14 protein-coding genes and 1 pseudogene are annotated in these 15,789 nt (G+C 74.0%); 11 read left to right on the top strand and 4 right to left on the bottom strand.

Annotation, left to right across the window (positions count from 1 at the left end; all coding sequences use genetic code 11):
* Window positions 1-83 precede the first annotated feature (83 nt).
* A complete protein-coding gene (locus ACZ516_RS14645; RefSeq protein WP_469010358.1) occupies window positions 84-1,259 on the bottom strand; it encodes an alpha-hydroxy-acid oxidizing protein in 1,176 nt (391 codons plus the stop codon).
* Between the two features lie 336 nt (window positions 1,260-1,595).
* On the opposite strand from ACZ516_RS14645, the gene ACZ516_RS14640 reads away from it, so the two are divergent.
* Both ACZ516_RS14640 and ACZ516_RS14635 read left to right on the top strand, forming a co-directional pair.
* Window positions 1,596-2,012 carry an ATP-binding protein gene (locus tag ACZ516_RS14640; RefSeq protein WP_358697999.1) on the top strand — a complete coding sequence of 139 codons (417 nt, stop codon included), beginning with the start codon at window positions 1,596-1,598 and terminating at the stop codon, window positions 2,010-2,012.
* Window positions 2,013-2,302: 290 nt separating this feature from the next.
* Window positions 2,303-3,808: an FG-GAP-like repeat-containing protein gene (locus ACZ516_RS14635; protein WP_469010356.1), complete on the top strand. Its 1,506-nt coding sequence runs from the start codon at window positions 2,303-2,305 to the stop codon at window positions 3,806-3,808.
* Window positions 3,809-4,287: 479 nt separating this feature from the next.
* On the opposite strand, the gene ACZ516_RS14630 is transcribed toward ACZ516_RS14635, so the two are convergent.
* From ACZ516_RS14630 to ACZ516_RS14620, 3 genes and pseudogenes are all read right to left on the bottom strand, one after another.
* Entirely contained in the window at window positions 4,288-4,545 is a 258-nt protein-coding gene (locus tag ACZ516_RS14630; protein ID WP_469010355.1) for a hypothetical protein, read from the bottom strand.
* A 269-nt stretch (window positions 4,546-4,814) separates the two neighbouring features.
* Window positions 4,815-5,453 (bottom strand): annotated as a pseudogene (locus tag ACZ516_RS14625) (dioxygenase family protein); the annotation flags it as partial.
* A gap of 44 nt (window positions 5,454-5,497) precedes the next feature.
* Entirely contained in the window at window positions 5,498-6,448 is a 951-nt protein-coding gene (locus ACZ516_RS14620; RefSeq protein ID WP_361087710.1) for a helix-turn-helix transcriptional regulator, read from the bottom strand.
* 196 nt (window positions 6,449-6,644) lie between these two features.
* Here ACZ516_RS14620 and ACZ516_RS14615 point away from each other — a divergent pair, with 196 nt between their 5' ends.
* From ACZ516_RS14615 to ACZ516_RS14575, 9 genes are all read left to right on the top strand, one after another.
* Entirely contained in the window at window positions 6,645-7,172 is a 528-nt protein-coding gene (locus ACZ516_RS14615; protein ID WP_361087713.1) for a hypothetical protein, read from the top strand.
* A 61-nt stretch (window positions 7,173-7,233) separates the two neighbouring features.
* Complete coding sequence (locus ACZ516_RS14610) at window positions 7,234-7,704, top strand: hypothetical protein (RefSeq protein WP_358586568.1); 471 nt, start codon at window positions 7,234-7,236, stop codon at window positions 7,702-7,704.
* Window positions 7,705-7,729: 25 nt separating this feature from the next.
* Window positions 7,730-8,146: a peptidoglycan-binding domain-containing protein gene (locus tag ACZ516_RS14605; RefSeq protein WP_361087719.1), complete on the top strand. Its 417-nt coding sequence runs from the start codon at window positions 7,730-7,732 to the stop codon at window positions 8,144-8,146.
* Window positions 8,147-8,311: 165 nt separating this feature from the next.
* The gene (locus ACZ516_RS14600; RefSeq protein WP_469010354.1) at window positions 8,312-10,423 is read left to right on the top strand and encodes an MMPL family transporter; all 2,112 of its coding nucleotides are present in this window, start codon (window positions 8,312-8,314) and stop codon (window positions 10,421-10,423) included.
* Window positions 10,424-10,427: 4 nt separating this feature from the next.
* On the top strand, window positions 10,428-10,961 hold the full coding sequence (locus tag ACZ516_RS14595) for a MarR family winged helix-turn-helix transcriptional regulator (RefSeq protein ID WP_469010352.1): 534 nt from the start codon (window positions 10,428-10,430) through the stop codon (window positions 10,959-10,961).
* Between the two features lie 199 nt (window positions 10,962-11,160).
* Complete coding sequence (locus ACZ516_RS14590; RefSeq protein WP_469010351.1) at window positions 11,161-12,312, top strand: polyprenyl synthetase family protein; 1,152 nt, start codon at window positions 11,161-11,163, stop codon at window positions 12,310-12,312.
* On the top strand, window positions 12,309-13,790 hold the full coding sequence (gene crtI, locus ACZ516_RS14585) for a phytoene desaturase family protein (RefSeq protein ID WP_469010493.1): 1,482 nt from the start codon (window positions 12,309-12,311) through the stop codon (window positions 13,788-13,790). Before ACZ516_RS14590 ends, crtI begins: the two co-directional genes overlap by 4 nt.
* Window positions 13,787-14,779: a phytoene/squalene synthase family protein gene (locus ACZ516_RS14580; protein ID WP_469010349.1), complete on the top strand. Its 993-nt coding sequence runs from the start codon at window positions 13,787-13,789 to the stop codon at window positions 14,777-14,779. Before crtI ends, ACZ516_RS14580 begins: the two co-directional genes overlap by 4 nt.
* Window positions 14,776-15,783 carry a DUF5914 domain-containing protein gene (locus ACZ516_RS14575; protein ID WP_361087733.1) on the top strand — a complete coding sequence of 336 codons (1,008 nt, stop codon included), beginning with the start codon at window positions 14,776-14,778 and terminating at the stop codon, window positions 15,781-15,783. Before ACZ516_RS14580 ends, ACZ516_RS14575 begins: the two co-directional genes overlap by 4 nt.
* Window positions 15,784-15,789 lie beyond the last annotated feature (6 nt).

Genomic DNA, 15,789 nt, shown 5'->3' with positions numbered 1-15,789 from the left:
GTGATGGTCCACTGACCGGTAATGGTCCACTGACCGGTGATGGGGGAGAGGGCCGCCGAGCCGTCAGCCCACCCGAGGCGCCCTCAGAGCACCCTCCGCAACGCCTCCGGCGTGAGATCCGCGAGGCTCGGGTATCCGTCGACGGCCATCAGCAGATCCGCCTCGGCGAGCAGCGAGCGCAGGACGTGCGTGACGCCGTCGGCGCCGCCGATGCCGAGGCCATAGGCGTACGGGCGGCCGACGCCCACGGCGCGAGCGCCGAGCGCGAGCGCCTTCACGACATCCGCGCCACTGCGCACCCCGGAGTCGAACAGCACCGGCAACCCCTCGGCGGCCTCGACGACCCCGGGCAGGGCGTCCAGCGCGGGCAGCCCGCCGTTGGCCTGGCGGCCGCCGTGGTTGGAGCAGTAGACGCCGTCCACCCCGCCGTCCCTGGCGCGGCGGACGTCCTCGGGGTGGCACAGTCCTTTCACGATCAGCGGCAGCGAGGTCAAGGAGCGCAGCCAGGGCAGATCGTCCCAGGTGAGCGGGTTGCCGAAGACCCGTACCCACGTCAGGATCGCGGACTGCGGGTCCTGTTCGGGGTCGGCGGGCAGCAGGGCGCGGAAGACCGGGTCGCTGGTGTAGTTGGCCAGGCAGTGGCCGCGCAGCTGGGGGAAGTTGGCGGTGCTCAGGTCGCGCGGGCGCCAGCCGGTGATCCAGGTGTCCAGCGTGACGACGATCCCCTTGAACCCGGACTTCTCCGCGCGGGCGACCAGGCTCTCGGCGAGCGCGCGGTCGGTCGGCGTGTACAGCTGGAAGAAGCCAGGGGTGTCGCCCAGCTCGGCGGCCACCGACTCCATCGGGTCGGCGGACAGCGTCGAGGCGATCATCGGCACGCCGGTCCGGGCCGCCGCCCGCGCGGTCGCCAGATCGCCGTGCCCGTCCTGCGCGCAGATGCCGAGGACCCCGATGGGCGCCATGAACAGGGGAGAGGGCAGGGTCATGCCGAACAGGTCGACGGACAGATCCCGCTCGGTGGCGCCGACGAACATCCGGGGCACGAGGCCCCAGCGTTCGAACGCGGTGACGTTGGCGTCCTGCGTCCGCTCGTCGCCCGCCCCGCCCGCGACGTACGACATGACCGAGGGCGGCAGCGCCGCGTGCGCGCGGGACTCCAGCTCGGCGAAGGTCATGGGGAACCGGGGGACGACGCCCCGCAGCCCGTCGAGGTAGATCTCGTCCTGGTAGTCCTTGAAGGGGCGGGGCGGCTGCTGCATGGACGGCCTTTCCGGTTCGTGGACGGCCCTTCCGGGGCCGGCCGGACGTACGCGCCCGCGCCCGCGCCGGCGCGAAGGACCAGGCCAGTGTTGGTCGCACCCGATCTCGACGTCAACGCCGAGGACCGGGGCACATGACAACGTCACACACCGCTAAGGGAGTTGTCGGAGCGGCTGCGTCAGGTGCGGTACGGCGTAGGGGACGGGCGGATTGGCGATCAGTCGGCGGGGGCATCACCGTGGGGCAGGACTGGTCGCGCAAGACACACCGCGACCCCGGTGGCGACGACAGAGATCGCGGTGACCGGTTGTCCCAGGGAGGGGAAGTGAGTTGCCATGCGTGCGCACCAGCGCGCCCATCGGCCCACCGCACGGGTGGAGTACGCATTGCCGCAGGAACCCGCGTCGGCGGGCCGGGCGAGAAGGCTGGCCTGCGCGTTCCTCGTCAGAACGCACCGCCGTAGGAGCGAGGTGACCGCCGAGCGCGTGGACGACGTCGCCCTGGTCGTCTCCGAGTTGGTGTCCAACGCCGTGCAGCACGCGCACGGCGGCTGCCGGCTGCGCGTGGAGGTCTCCGGCGGCCGGGTCACCGTCGAGGTCCACGACACGAGCCCGGTCCGGCCCCGGGTACGGAAACCGAGCAGCGTGCGGGAGAGCGGCCGGGGCCTGGCGCTCGTCCGCCAACTCACCCATCGCCTGGAAGTCGTGGAGACCCGCCGCGGCGGCAAGACGGTACGGGCGGTGCTGGCCTGACAGGGCGGGTGACCCGCCGGGGCGGGTGGGCGCGATCCGCAGCCCTGACGTCCCAGGAGGAACCATCGAACTCGGTCAGGACGAGCACGAGCTTGTCCTCGGCGAAGCCGCATGCCTCGGCGTCGAACTGAACGTGCCGCGGTCAAGGCCCCGTACAACCTTCCCGCACCGTCGAAGGTCACATGATCGGCCGGTGTGAACCAGCGGGTGACTCGCAGTGAACAGCGGGGAACCACCGGTGGCTTCACACACCGCGGCCGCTCAACCGCACCTTGACCGAGGGAAGCCGTATGTCGCGTGCCCGTCGCACCACCCGTCTCACCATGCCCGTGATCGCCGCCTCCCTGCTGGTGGGCGGCGGCCTCTCCGCCCTCACCCTCGGACAGGGCAGCGCGGAGGCCGCCGCCGCCGGCGCGGGCCGCGCGGACGTGGCGGCCAAGCCCTCGGACGACTTCAACGGCGACGGGTACGGCGACCTGGTCGTCGGCGCCCCGGGCGGCACCGTCTCCGGCCAGGCCAAGGCCGGGTACGTGGTGGTGACGTACGGGTCGAAGGACGGCCTCGACCCGGCTCGCAAGAAGGTCGTCAGCCGCTCCACGAGCGGGGTGCCCGGGGCGGCCACCGCCAAGCAGGCGTTCGGCAGGTCGTTCACCAAGGGCGACCTGGACCGCGACGGCTACACCGACCTGGTCGTCGGCGTGGACAGCAGGAGCTCCGCGGCGGGCGCCGTGGTGCTGTGGGGCTCCGCGTCCGGCCTGACCGGCGGCACCAAGATCGCCACCCACGGTTTCACCCCGCAGGCCGGTGACTTCGACGGCGACGGCACCACCGACCTCGCCCTGTTCTCCGGGGCGGGCTCCTACGGAGACGACCCGATCGGCCAGCAGGCGCGCCTCTGGAAGGGCCCCGTCGCGCGGACCGGCACCCCGGCCAAGACCCTCGACTTCATGGACAAGTCGCAGTGGTGGAACTACGACAGCGAGCAGCGCCCCGACCCGACCTGCGCCGACCGGGACTGCATCGACGGGCCCACGTCCGTCCAGGGCCCGATCGTCCCCAAGGCCGTCGGCGACATCAACGGCGACGGCCGCGCCGACATCGCCATGAACGACTACTACGGTGACGGCGAGTGGGGGAACAGCGTCCTGTACGGCACCCCGACCGGCTTCAAGCGCGGCCGGGCGCCGGGCTCGGGAGGCGAGTTGGGCGTCGGTGACGTCAACGGCGACCACTACGACGACCTGGTGCTCGGTGACGACGACTACCAGCCGGGCGTCAGGGTCGCCTTCGGCTCGGCCGACGGCCTCACGGCGCAGACGCAGAAGTTCGACCAGGACCTGCCGGGCGTGCCCGGCGCCGAGGAGGACGGGGACCGGTTCGGCAGCGCGATCGCCGTCGGCGACGTGACGGGGGACGGGTACGCGGATGTCGCGGTCGGTGTCATCGGCGAGGACGTCGGCAGCGTCACCGACGCGGGCGCCGTCGTCCTGGTACGCGGTAGCGCCGGTGGCGTGACCGGGTCCGGGGCCCAGGTCTTCCACCAGAACACGGCGGGCGTACCCGGCGTCGCCGAGAAGGGCGACTCGTTCGGTGCGGCCACCGCGCTGCTCGACGTCACCGGTGACGGCCGCGCCGACCTCGCCGCCTCCTCCGTCCAGGAGAACGCCCAGGCGGGCGCGGTGTGGTCGCTGCGCGGTACGTCCACCGGCCTGACCGCCACGCACTCCGTCGCCTTCGGCCCGAAGGACGTCGCGTCCCCGAACACCACGGCGCTCTTCGGCAGCGCCCTGCGCTGAACGCCACCGCAGCGGTGACGCCCGGTCCGAGACCCCCTATGGCTCTCGGACCGGAACGCTCGCAACGGAGGCCAGGGAAACATCCCCTGGGAGCGGGGTGCCGTCAGCACCCCGCTCCCAGGCCCCGGTGGCCCGGCCACCTGCCCGGTGCAGCTGTGGGACCTGCCGGTAATGGGCCGCCGGTCAGGGCGGGAGCGACTATGGGTGGCGGCCCGGTCGCGTCCGTGGCTTCCACGCCGGACGGCCGGACGCCGGCGGTGGGCAGTAGCTGCGACGAACACAGCAAACGGAGGCGCGAACGACATGGAAGATAATTACTTCAGGAGTGACCTTCCGAAGCCCGCGTACACCGATGGCCCCGACCGGGCCTCCGGTGGGGGCCACCGATGGACATCGAGCTCGGCACACCGCTGCCTGAGGGAGGCGCCTGGTACCCCCTGAGTCCGTGCGCGCTCCTCGAACGGGTGGCGGGAGATCGGTCATGCCAGGACCGGCACTCGCACCGCAGCAAGGCCCACACGGGCAATGGCGACGTCGGCACTGGCGTATCGCCCCAGGGTGACGGCCACGGCCAGCCCATCCGGGCAGCCGGCATGTGAAGCCGTAATACGGCACCCCGGCGAACAGGCGAGGTCGGTCGTGCCGTCAGCGTCGAGGTCTCCGGCCGGCAGGGGCAGGCCGTAGGTGGCGATCTTGGTGCCGCCGGTCAGGCCTGCGCGGGAACTCCACAGGGTCACCGAGCCCGCGTAGGCGCTCCGGCCGTCGACGCCGGTGAGCAGGTCCAGTACCCGTCGCCGCTGAAGTCGTCCAGGGCTTGGTCGCCACGCCGCGCGGTCCGCGCCGGCCTCGTCGCATCCCTGCTCGTGGGCGGTGGCCTTTCGGCCCCCACTCACGGGCAGGGCAGCGCGGTGCGCGGAGCGTGTGGTTACGGCTTCCTGGGCCGATGCGTGACCTTCAGGAGCCGCCCATGGTTGTACGAGGGTGCCGCTGCGGGCGGGTGTGGTTACTGCGGCACGTTCAGGACGAAGTCGAAGTCGGCCTCCTTGGCGTTCCCGACGGTGCGGACGTTCATCAGCAGGCGGGCGTCGAAGATCGGGTCCGTGTTGTTGCGCGGCTCACCGGGGAAGTACAGCTGGGTCGTGAGCACCGGACGCCCCGGTGCCTGCACCTTGACGTGCAGATGGCGGGTGCGCCCGGGGTAGAGGCCCGGGACGACCGTGGTGAGCCGGAACGCGCCGTTCGCGTCGGTGTACTGGTGTCCGCGGAAGCGGAACCCCGTGTTGTCGTAGGTGCCGTAGGTGTCGGCCTGCCAGAAGTCCATCAGGACCTGGGGTATCGGACGGCAGGCACGCCCGAAGACGTAGCCGGTGACGGTGAGCCGCACGCCCGGCGTGCCCGCCTGGATCAGCGAGGTGCGGCGCGGGGAGTTGGGCTTGAAGTACGGGCCCTCCATCTGCGGCGGCGTCGGGTCGTCGCCGTCGTCGCAGGCCGGGGTCACCGCGGGCGCCTCGCCCCGCTCACCCGCGGTGCGGGCCAGCGCGGGGACGCCCAGGAGGGTCACCGGGACAGCCATGCCGACCGCGGCGGCGGCTCTCAGTACCGCCTTGCGGCTCGGTCCCTTGGGGTTGCCGGTCTCGTCGTCCATCGCTCCTCCTGAAAGGTGGGGTGGGTTCCGGATCGGCTACGAAGCTATGTGCGGGAGCGGGCCCGGGCGATGGACTGGAGCCGGTGGTCGTGGTGAATATCGCCGGTGCCCCGGCGGAAGTCCCCGGGGCTGGCGCCCGTCTCCCGGCGGAAGAAGCGGCAGAAATAGGCCGGATCCCCGAACCCGACCCGCCCGGCGATCTGACGCACCGACAACTCCGTGCGCAGCAGCAGACGTTTGGCCTCGTGCACCCGCGCCTGCCGGATCAGCTCGCCCGGCGTCCGACCGGTGGACGCCTTCACCGCCTCGCTCAGATAACTCACCGAGACGCCCAGGTGCTCCGCGCAGGTGCGCACCGAGGGGGGCGCTCCCTCCGGCGTGCCGAGCAGGTCCGCGAACCGGGCGGCCACCGACCCGGGGCGCGAGGGCGGCGGCGGGGACGCCGGCCGCTGCGCGGGCAGCCGCGCGGCCCGTACCACCAGGACGTGCAGCAGGGCCCGCAGCACGCCCTGGAACCCGTCGGCGCCCGTGCGGTACTCGTCGTCCAGCTCCGCGACCAGGCGCGCCACCCGGTCCGCCGCCTCGCCGGGCAGTTCGAGCCAGGAGCGCCGGCCGAGTTCCCGCAGCGTGTCCCGGTCCGCGGGGTGATCCACGAGGAAGTCGTCGGTGAAGAGGATGACCCGGCCCCGCAGGCCGCTCACACCCTCCCAGTGGTGGACCTGGCCGGGGCAGATGAAGCAGAGGTGGGGCGGGCGCAGGGCGAACCCCGCGAGGTCGACGACGTGCCGGCCGGTGCCGCCGGTGACATGGACGATCTCGTGGAAGGTGTGCCGGTGCGGGAACGACGCGCGCGACATCGGCCCGATGGTGTCGAACGTGCCGATGGCGAACGGCAGCGCGTTGGGCATCGGCACCTCGAGACGGTGCGTCGGCATGCCCTCCCCGGTCGGCTCGCCGTTGTTCCCCTCGCCGGGCAGGACCGTGGTGCCGCGCATACGTACGCTCCTCATCCCGACGTCATCCGGACCGGCCGCCTCCCCACGATGGCACGCGCGCCCGCCACCCGGGAGAGGACTATGCGTCAGGAGCATGTCAGCCCCCTTCGGCACGATCGGACGTACGCGTGGAGCGCGGTGGGCCGCAGCGCCGCGGACGAGCGGGAAGGACCGAGCCGCCGGGGGAGAGTGGGACATGAGCCGCAGACGACGCGCGGACGGCCGCGCCGGGGACACGCCGCACGGTACGACGGGCCCTCGCCCCGCGAGGCGGAGGCGGCGGGTCGGCGGCCGGGACCGGTGGACGGTCCTGGCGGGCGCCCTCGCCTGTGCCGCCGCCCTCACCGCGTCACCGGCCTCCCAGGTCACGGCCTCCGCCTCCATGGAGGTCGCCGCGAGCTGCCAGGCGCGGCCCGACGCCCGGCACACGGACTGGACCGGGATGCACTTCCTCGGGGACGCGGTCTGCTCGCACACCACCGGCTCGATCCGGGTGCAGTCCACGACCGACAGCTCCGTCAACGGCCAGATCGCGTTCTCGCCCAGCTGGTTCGTGTGCTGGAAGCGCGGCAGCCCGTACCAGGGCGCGGACATCTGGTACTACACGCAGGGCGACACCGTCTCCGGCAGCCGTACCACGAAGGGCTGGGGCTACCTCCCGGCCGCCGAACTCGCCTCCGCCACGCATCCGGTGCCGGGGCTCAAGCAGTGCACCTGGTCGTAGGCGCCCGGCACCGCACACCGTCCACGACTCCGTCGCCCTCCCGGACCCCTGGAGCACGCGCATGAGACCCACCCTCTCCGGCCGAAGCCGCCGCACGGCCCTCGCGGGCGCCGCGCTCTGCCTGGCCCTGACCGGCGTGCTCACCCCGGCCGCCCAGGCGAGCCCCTCCGGGCCGGCGCCCGGCCCGGCGGACGCGTCGGCGACCTGCTCGCTGCGGCAGAACACACCGCACAAGGACACGCTGGGCAACGTCTTCACCCTGGACCTGTACTGCGACAACCGGGCCTCCGACGCGTTCGGCCGCCCCGCCTTCAACGCCCCGGTCACCGGCCGCCTCAAGTTCTCGCCGAGCTGGTTCGTGTGCTGGACCGAGGGCGACGCGGCCCCCGACGGGAACAAGGTCTGGTACTACACCCAGGGCGACGAAGTCGTGAGCCTGCCCGGCATCAAGGGCTGGGGCATGGTCCCGGCCAAGGTCGTGGAGACGCAGAAGCACCCGTACCCGGGGCTGCCCCGCTGTCCCTGGTTCTGACCCCTAGTTCGGGAGAAGGTTCACCGTGAGCACACGACTCGACCGACGCGGCCACGCCCGTGTCCGCACGCTCGCCGCCGCACTGCTCGGCTGCGCCCTCCTGACCGGCCCCGCCGTGGCGCTCGCCTCCGCCGACCCGTCCGGTGGACAGGAGACGGGGACGGCGGCCACCGCGAACATCGGCACCAGGCAGGCCACCGACGGCGAGTGGCGCCACTGCCCCTACACCGGGGCCCACCCGGAACTGGGCAAGGGCCACGCGAACGACGCCGTGGGGCACCTGCAGTGCGTGCTCAACAAGGTGTACGGCTACAAGACCGTCACCATGGACAAGATCTTCGGCGACGGCACCCTCGCCGCCGTCAAGAACTTCCAGCAGAGCGTCGGCCTGACCGCGGACGGCTTCGTGGGCCCGAACACCTGGGCGGCGCTGCACCCCTGACGGACCGACGCCCGGGTGTGACGGGAGTAGCGGTAGGCGGATCCACGCCCAGATGGTTCAATGATTGAGATTGTTCACCGTCGAGCCGTCATCGACTCACCGTCGCGTCGTCACCGCCGTGCCAGGAAGTGGCGATCCACCGCTTCCGAGCGTCCTGGGAGTGCCATGTCCACCCGTACCCGGCTCGCACGTCGGCTGGTCCCCGTAGCGATGCTCCTCGCCTGGCTCGCGATCGGCGGCGCGCTCGGCCCCTACGCGGGCAGGCTCGGTGAGGTCGCCACCAACGACCAGGCCGCCTTCCTGCCGCGGAACGCCGAATCCACCAAGGTCATCGACGCGCGACGGGCGTTCGACGAGGACGAGACACTGCCCGCGATCGTCGTCTGGACCGGCGACGGCGACGGCGACGGCGACGCCGACGGCGGCCACGACGGGCGGCGGCTGACGGCGGACCAGCGCGAGGCTGCCGACCGGGCGCTGGCGTCCCTCGGCGGGGCCCCGGGGCTCGTCGGCACGGCGTCCCCCGCCGTGGCGTCCAAGGACGGTTCGGCCCTCCAAGGCGTCGCACGGCTGCGCCCCGACCTCGGCGACGAACTGGCGCCGACCTTGGAGCGGATCGACCGCGCGGCGGCCCGGGTGCCGGGGACCAGTGCGCGGATCGCGGGCCCGGCGGCCGCCCAGGCGGACCTGTCCGACGCCTTCGCCGGGATCGACGGCCTACTCCTCGCGGTGGCCCTCGCCACGGTCCTGGTGATCCTGCTGCTCGTCTACCGCAGCCTGCTGCTCCCCGTCGTCATCATCCTCGGCGCGGTCTTCGCACTCGGGCTGGCCTGCGCGGTCGTCTACGCCCTCGCCGACCGCGACGTCGTCCGCGTCGACGGTCAGGTGCAGGGCATCCTCTCCATCCTCGTCATCGGCGCCGCCACCGACTACGCGCTGCTGCTGACCGCTCGTTTCCGGGAGGAGCTGGCGGCCGGCGAGGACAAGGTCCGGGCGATGAGCGCCGCCCTGCGCCGGTCGTTCGGCCCCATCGCCGCCAGCGGTGCCACTGTGGCCCTCGGGCTGCTCGCCCTGCTGCTGAGCGACCTCACCAACAACCGCGCCCTCGGCCCCGTCGGCGCCATCGGCATCGCGTGCGCCGTCCTGAGCAGCCTCACCTTCCTGCCCGCCGTCCTGGTCCTCCTCGGCCGTGCCGCCTACTGGCCCGCCAAGCCGAGGACCGGGCGGGAGAAGTCCGCGGCGCACGGCGTCTGGACGAAGGTCGCCGACCTCGTGGACCGGGCGCCCCGCAAGGTCTGGGCGGTGACGCTCGCCGCCCTGCTGGCCTGTGCCGCGTTCGCCCCGACGCTCGCCTCCCACGGCGTGCCCCAGGACGAGATCTTCGTCAACGACGCACCGTCGGTCGCCGCCCAGGAGACGCTCGGCGACCACTTCCCCGGCGGCACGGGCAACCCGGTCGTCGTGATCGCGAACGCCGATCGGCTGAAGCCCGTGACGGCGGCGGTGAAGGGCACGCGGGGAGTGGCCGCCGCCGCTCCGGCGAGCACGTCGGGCAGGCCCGGCGCGGGGGAGCCCCGCGTGGTCGAGGGGCGGGTCCTGATCAACGCCACCCTTCGGGACGCCGCCGACAGCGACGCCGCCAAGAAGACCGTGGCGCGCCTGCGCACCTCGGTCCACGCCGTGAGCGGCGCCGGCGCCCTGGTGGGCGGCTACACCGCACAGCGGTACGACACCCAGCGCACCGCCGAGCGCGACCGCGCGCTCATCGTCCCCGTGGTGCTCGCGATCATCCTGGTCATCCTCGTGGGACTGCTGCGCTCCCTCGTGGCGCCGCTGCTCCTGGTGGCGACCGTCGCCCTCAACTTCCTCGCCACCCTGGGCGTCTCCGCGCTCGTCTTCCGGCACGTGTTCGGTTTCAGCGGCACGGACGCCTCCGTGCCGCTGTACGGCTTCGTCTTCCTGGTGGCGCTCGGCGTGGACTACAACATCTTCCTGATGTCCCGGGTCCGGGAGGAGTCGCTGCGCCACGGCACCCGTCAGGGAGTGCTCCGCGGCCTCACCACGACGGGCGGAGTGATCACCTCCGCGGGGGTGGTGCTGGCGGCCACCTTCGCCGCGCTCGGCGTCATCCCGCTGGCATTCCTCGTCCAGATCGCCTTCATCGTCGCGCTGGGCGTCCTCCTGGACACCCTGGTCGTCCGCTCGCTCCTGGTGCCGGCGCTGGTGCGCGACCTCGGCCACCGGGCCTGGTGGCCGTGGCAGGGATCTATAGGCTGAGCGGGTGGCCAGCACAGAGGACGCGGCGTCCGCCGCGAGCGGGTTTCCGGGCGAGGAGCGAACGCGGCGGGACCCCGAGGAGCGGATGGACCTGCAGTCGTTCGCCGTCCGGCTGCGCCGGCTGACCGGCGAGGTGAACCGCGTGGTGCACGGCTTCGCCGCCGGCCAGGGCCTGCACGCCACGGACGTCCAGGCCCTCGCGGCCATCCTGGACGCGGACGAGCCGATGACCCCCGGACGGCTGCGGGACCGCCTCGGGCTGACCTCCGGCGCCGTCACCGCCTGCCTGGACCGGCTGGAACGGGCCGGACACATCCGCCGTACGCGCGAGAGCGCGGACCGCCGGGTCGTGCACCTGCACTACGCGCCCGAGGCGCGCGCCGTGGCCCGCGCCTTCTTCCGGCCGCTCGCCGCCGCGACGGAGGCCACCCGGGCGCGGTTCAGCGACGACGAACTCGCCGTCGTGCTGCGCTTCCTCGACGGCCTGAGCGCCGAACTGACCGAGCTGCGGACACCCGGCCGCGCCCCCCGACCGTAGGGCCGCGCCCCGATGGTCCCCGGCCGCCCTCCCGCCGGACCGCCGCCCATGACCGCCATGAGGCTCACAGCCGTGTGCCGATGGAGTGACGGGCGTCCGACAGATGGTGTGAGCGGCAATACATGAGGGAGCGCATCCGTCCCAGGGCCGTCGGCAGAAGCAGTGGTGGCAGGTCATCCAGAGCGAGAAGAGGCTGTGCATGCTCGGACTTCGGCCGACCACCGCCGAACGGCCCCGACACGTCGACGCACCCCGCACGGCCGTCGACGCCACCGTGTCGGTGGACACGGTCCTGGCGCAGGTCCTGCGCGAGCGGCTGGACGGGGCGCACCGCACCGACCCCGTCTTCGCCCGCGACCTCGCCGAGCGGGTCTCCGCCTTCGTGCGCCAGGGCGGGAAGCGGCTGCGCACCGCGTTCGCCTGGTGCGGGTGGCGGGCCGCCGGCGGCTCCGGTGACGCCACGGCGGTGCTGCGCACGGGCGCCGCCCTCGAACTCGTCCAGGCCTGCGCGCTCATGCACGACGACGTGATGGACGGCTCCCGCCTGCGCCGGGGCGCGCCCGCCATGCACGTCGAGTTCGAACGCCTGCACAGCGCCACCGCGATGACCGGCCCACCGGAGGGGTTCGCCACGGCCGCCGCCGTGCTCGCCGGTGACATGGCGCTGGCCTGGGCGGACGACCTGCTCACCGAGACGGCGCTGGGCTCCCCGCACGGCACACGGCTCCACCGCCACTGGCGGGAGATGCGCACCGAGATGGTCGCCGGGCAGTACCGCGACATCCACGCCCAGGCGACCGGCGCGTCCGGCCTCGACGAGGCGGTGGCCATCGCCACGCTCAAAAGCGCCCTGTACACGGTCGAACGGCCACTGGCGCTGGGCGCCTGCCTGAGCGGCGCGGACGACCGCACCCTGCACGCGCTGCGCTCCGCCGGCCGGTGCGCGGGGCTGGCCTTCCAGCTCCGGGACGACCTCGACGGCGCCTTCGGCGACCCGGCCGTGACGGGCAAACCGGCCGACGACGACCTGCGGACGCGCAAGCTCACCTACCTGCTCGCCGTGGCCCTCACGCTCGCCGGGGCCGCCGGGGACAAGGCCGCCGCCCACACCCTCGCCCCCGGCACGGCCGCCCGCCCGCACGACGCCGTGGAGCGCATGCGCGAGGCGCTGCGGCGGACCGGGGCGCAAGCGGCCGTCGAAACCAAGATCGCCGCACTGGCGACGGCGAGTCTGCGGCACTTCGAGGCGAGCGGCGCCGAGCCCGACGTACGGCGGGAGTTCGCCGCACTGGTCGAGCGCGCCTCGGGCGCCCGCCCCGCCCGCCTCGGGGAGGCGCCGTGCGGACGGTGACCGGGCGCACCGACCACGTGGTCGTCGTCGGCGCCGGGCTCTCCGGGCTCGCCTGCGCCCTGCACCTGCTGGGCTCCGGGCGCCGGGTCACGGTCGTCGAACGGGACGCGGGCCCGGGCGGCCGGGCCGGGCGCGTACGGCTCGGCGGATACCAGCTGGACACCGGCCCCACCGTGCTGACCATGCCGCACCTGGCCGACGAGGCCTTCGCCGCCGTCGGCGACAGCCTGCACCGCCGCGTGGACCTGATCGCCCTGCACCCCGCCTACCGGGCGCACTTCGCGGACGGCACCTCGCTGGACGTCCACACCGACGGCGAGGCGATGGAAGCGGAGGTGCGCCGCTTCGCCGGACCGGCGCAGGCGGCCGGCTACCGCGGGCTGCGGCAGTGGCTCGAACGGCTCTACCGGGCGCAGATGAAGCGTTTCATCGACACGAACTTCGACTCCCCCCTGCAACTGCTCCACCCCGACCTGGCGCGCCTGGCGGCGCTCGGCGGCTTCGGACGGCTGGACAGCCGCATCGGCCGCCACCTCTCCGACCCCCGGCTGCGCCGGGTCTTCTCCTTCCAGGCCCTGTACGCGGGGGTCGCCCCGGCCCGGGCTCTCGCGGCCTACGCCGTGATCGCGTACATGGACACCGTGGCCGGGGTCTGGTTCCCCAAGGGCGGGATGCACGCGCTGCCCCGCGCGATGGCCGACGCCGCCGGCGACGCCGGGGCCGACTTCCGGTGGGGAGCCGAGGTGAGCGCGCTGGAGCGGTCGGCGGGCCGGGTGCGCGCCGTACGGCTGGCCACCGGGGAGCGCATCGCCTGCGACGCGCTCGTCCTGTCCTGCGAACTGTCCACCGCCCACCGGCTCCTGGGCCGGGCCCCGAGGCGCCCGGTGGCGCTGCGCCACTCCCCGTCGGCGGTGGTCCTGCACGCGGGCACCGACCGAACCTGGCCCGGCCTGGCCCACCACACCCTCTCCTTCGGCGGGCAGTGGGAGCGGACCTTCGACGAACTGACCCGCACCGGAAAGCTGATGAGCGACCCCTCCCTGCTGATCACCCGGCCCACGACCCACGACCCCACCCTCGCCCCGCCCGGCCGGCACCTCCACTACGTCCTCGCGCCGTGCCCCAACACCGCCGTCGGCCCCTCCGGCGCCACCTGGCGCGACCTGGGGCCGCGCTACCGCGACGACCTGGCCGCCGAACTGGAGCGCCGGGGCCTGGACGGGTTCCGGGCCAGCATCGAGGAGGAACTGCTGGTCACCCCGCTGGACTGGGCGGAACAGGGGCACGCGGCGGGCAGCCCCTTCTCCGTCTCGCACACGTTCGCCCAGACCGGCCCCTTCCGGCCCCGCAACCTCGTGCGCGGCCTGGACAACGTCGTCCTCGCCGGCTGCGGGACCACGCCGGGCGTGGGCGTGCCGACCGTCCTCATCAGCGGCAAGCTCGCCGCCGCCCGCTTCCCCGGCCGGGGCCCCCGATGACCCGCCGCGAACTGGACGCGGCGGGGATCACCGACCCCGCCCTGCGCGCCGACTACGCCCGCTGCCGCCTGCTCAACGCCCGCCACGGCCGCACCTACTTCCTCGCCACCCGCCTGCTGCCCCTGGAGCGCCGCTCCGCCGTGCACGCGCTGTACGGCTTCGCCCGCTGGGCGGACGACATCGTCGACGACCTCGACGGGCGCCTGACGCCGGTGGCCCGCGACCGCCTCCTGAAACGGCTGGAGAGCGACCTCGCGCAGGGGCTGCGCACGGGCGCCGGGGACGAGCCGGTGGTCCGCGCCGTCGCCGACACTGCGGCCCGGTACGACATCGAACCCACGCTGTTCTCCGACTTCCTGGCCTCGATGCGCGACGACCTGAGTGTCACGGACTATCCGACCTACGCCGACCTGCGCGCCTACATGCACGGCTCGGCCGCCGTGATCGGCCTGCAGATGCTGCCGGTGCTCGGGACCGTCGTGCCCCGCGAGGAGGCGGCCCCGCACGCGGCGGCCCTCGGCGTGGCGTTCCAGCTCACCAACTTCCTGCGGGACGTGGGCGAGGACCTGGACCGGGGCCGTGTCTATCTGCCGGCCGACCTGCTCGCCGCGCACGGGGTGGACCGCCCGCTGCTGGAGTGGAGCCGGCGCACCGGACGCCGCGATCCGCGCATCCGCGCGGCACTGGTCGCCGCCGAGGCCATGACGAGGGACGTCTACCGGCAGGCGGAGCCGGGCATCGCCATGCTCGATCCACGGGTCCGCCCCTGCATCCGCACCGCGTTCGTCCTCTACGGCGGCATCCTGGACGCCATCGCCCGCCGACGGTACGACGTGCTGCACGGACGGGCGGTCGTCCCACGGGGGCGCCGGGCGGCCACGGCGGTGGCAGGGCTCGTACGTGTCGCCGGCGCGCGGTGGCTCTCACGTGGCGCCGGCCAGGTGCCGAGCGGCCCGACGCGCCCCGCCGGGGAGAGGACCAGGCGGTGAGCGCGGGGCGGGGACGGGCCCGCTGGACGCCGCCGTTGCGCGGCCGCCGGGGCCCGGGCTGGGCGGAACAGGCCCCCACCTGGCAGGAGGCCCGCCCGGCCCTCATCGCGGAGGCGCTGAAGCGGGCCGGCGCCCGCCCCTCCGGGAACTGGTTCGTCGTCGGCGCGTCCCGCGACATCCGGCCCGGTGGCGGCCCGTTCGGCCGGACGGTGGGCGGCGAGGAGGTCGTGCTGTGGCGCTCGGACACCGGGGAGCTGCGGGCCGGCCCCGGCAGCTGCCCGCACCTCGGCGCCCCGCTGCGCGACAGCCGGGTGGTGTGCGGCACGCTGGTGTGCCACTGGCACGGACTGGCCCTGGACGGGACGCCGTTCGCCGGCTGGGAGCCGTACCCCGTCCACGACGACGGGGTGCTGGTGTGGGTGCGGCTGGACGTGGTCGGCGGCGAGGAGCCCTCGCCGCGGCCGCCGGTGCCGGTGCGCCCCGCCGCCGGCCGGGGGCTGGACGCCGTCTTCACGGCGGTCGGCCGGTGCGAGCCGCAGGACGTGATCGCCAACCGGCTCGACCCCTGGCACGGCTCCTGGTTCCACCCGTACTCGTTCGTCGACCTGACGGTGGCCCGCGCGCCACGGGGCGAGGACGACGACGCCTTCGTCGTCGACGTCTCCTTCCGGGTGACGGCCCGTCTGGTGGTGCCCGTACGGGCCGAGTTCACGGCGCCGGGCCCCCGTACCGTCGTCATGCGCATCACCGAGGGCGAGGGCACGACCTCCGTGGTCGAGACCCACGCCACGCCGCTGACCGCACCGACGGAACCACGGCCGCGCACCGCGGTGGTCGAGGCGGTCGTCGCCGCCTCCGACCGGCGGGGCTTCGCCCTGGCACGGGCCGCCGCCCCCCTCCTGCGCCCACTGATGCGCCGCACGGCGGGCCGCCTGTGGCGTGACGACCTCGCCTACGCCGAGCGCCGCTGGGCGCTGCGCGACACGGGCCGGTTCCCGGGCTGAGCGCAC

Source organism: Streptomyces sp. NPDC034037 (genome assembly GCF_055575715.1).
The sequence above is the reverse complement of the archived record's forward strand: the minus strand, read 5'-3'. Positions and strand labels throughout refer to the sequence as shown.

Coding starts and splice junctions, on each gene's coding strand:
- ACZ516_RS14600 (WP_469010354.1), top strand. CDS start 8,312: ATGTCCACCCGTACCCGGCTCGCACGTCGGCTGGTCCCCGTAGCGATG.
- ACZ516_RS14615 (WP_361087713.1), top strand. CDS start 6,645: ATGAGCCGCAGACGACGCGCGGACGGCCGCGCCGGGGACACGCCGCAC.
- ACZ516_RS14645 (WP_469010358.1), bottom strand. CDS start 1,259: ATGCAGCAGCCGCCCCGCCCCTTCAAGGACTACCAGGACGAGATCTAC.
- ACZ516_RS14620 (WP_361087710.1), bottom strand. CDS start 6,448: ATGCGCGGCACCACGGTCCTGCCCGGCGAGGGGAACAACGGCGAGCCG.
- ACZ516_RS14590 (WP_469010351.1), top strand. CDS start 11,161: ATGCTCGGACTTCGGCCGACCACCGCCGAACGGCCCCGACACGTCGAC.
- ACZ516_RS14610 (WP_358586568.1), top strand. CDS start 7,234: ATGAGACCCACCCTCTCCGGCCGAAGCCGCCGCACGGCCCTCGCGGGC.
- ACZ516_RS14580 (WP_469010349.1), top strand. CDS start 13,787: ATGACCCGCCGCGAACTGGACGCGGCGGGGATCACCGACCCCGCCCTG.
- ACZ516_RS14640 (WP_358697999.1), top strand. CDS start 1,596: ATGCGTGCGCACCAGCGCGCCCATCGGCCCACCGCACGGGTGGAGTAC.
- ACZ516_RS14635 (WP_469010356.1), top strand. CDS start 2,303: ATGTCGCGTGCCCGTCGCACCACCCGTCTCACCATGCCCGTGATCGCC.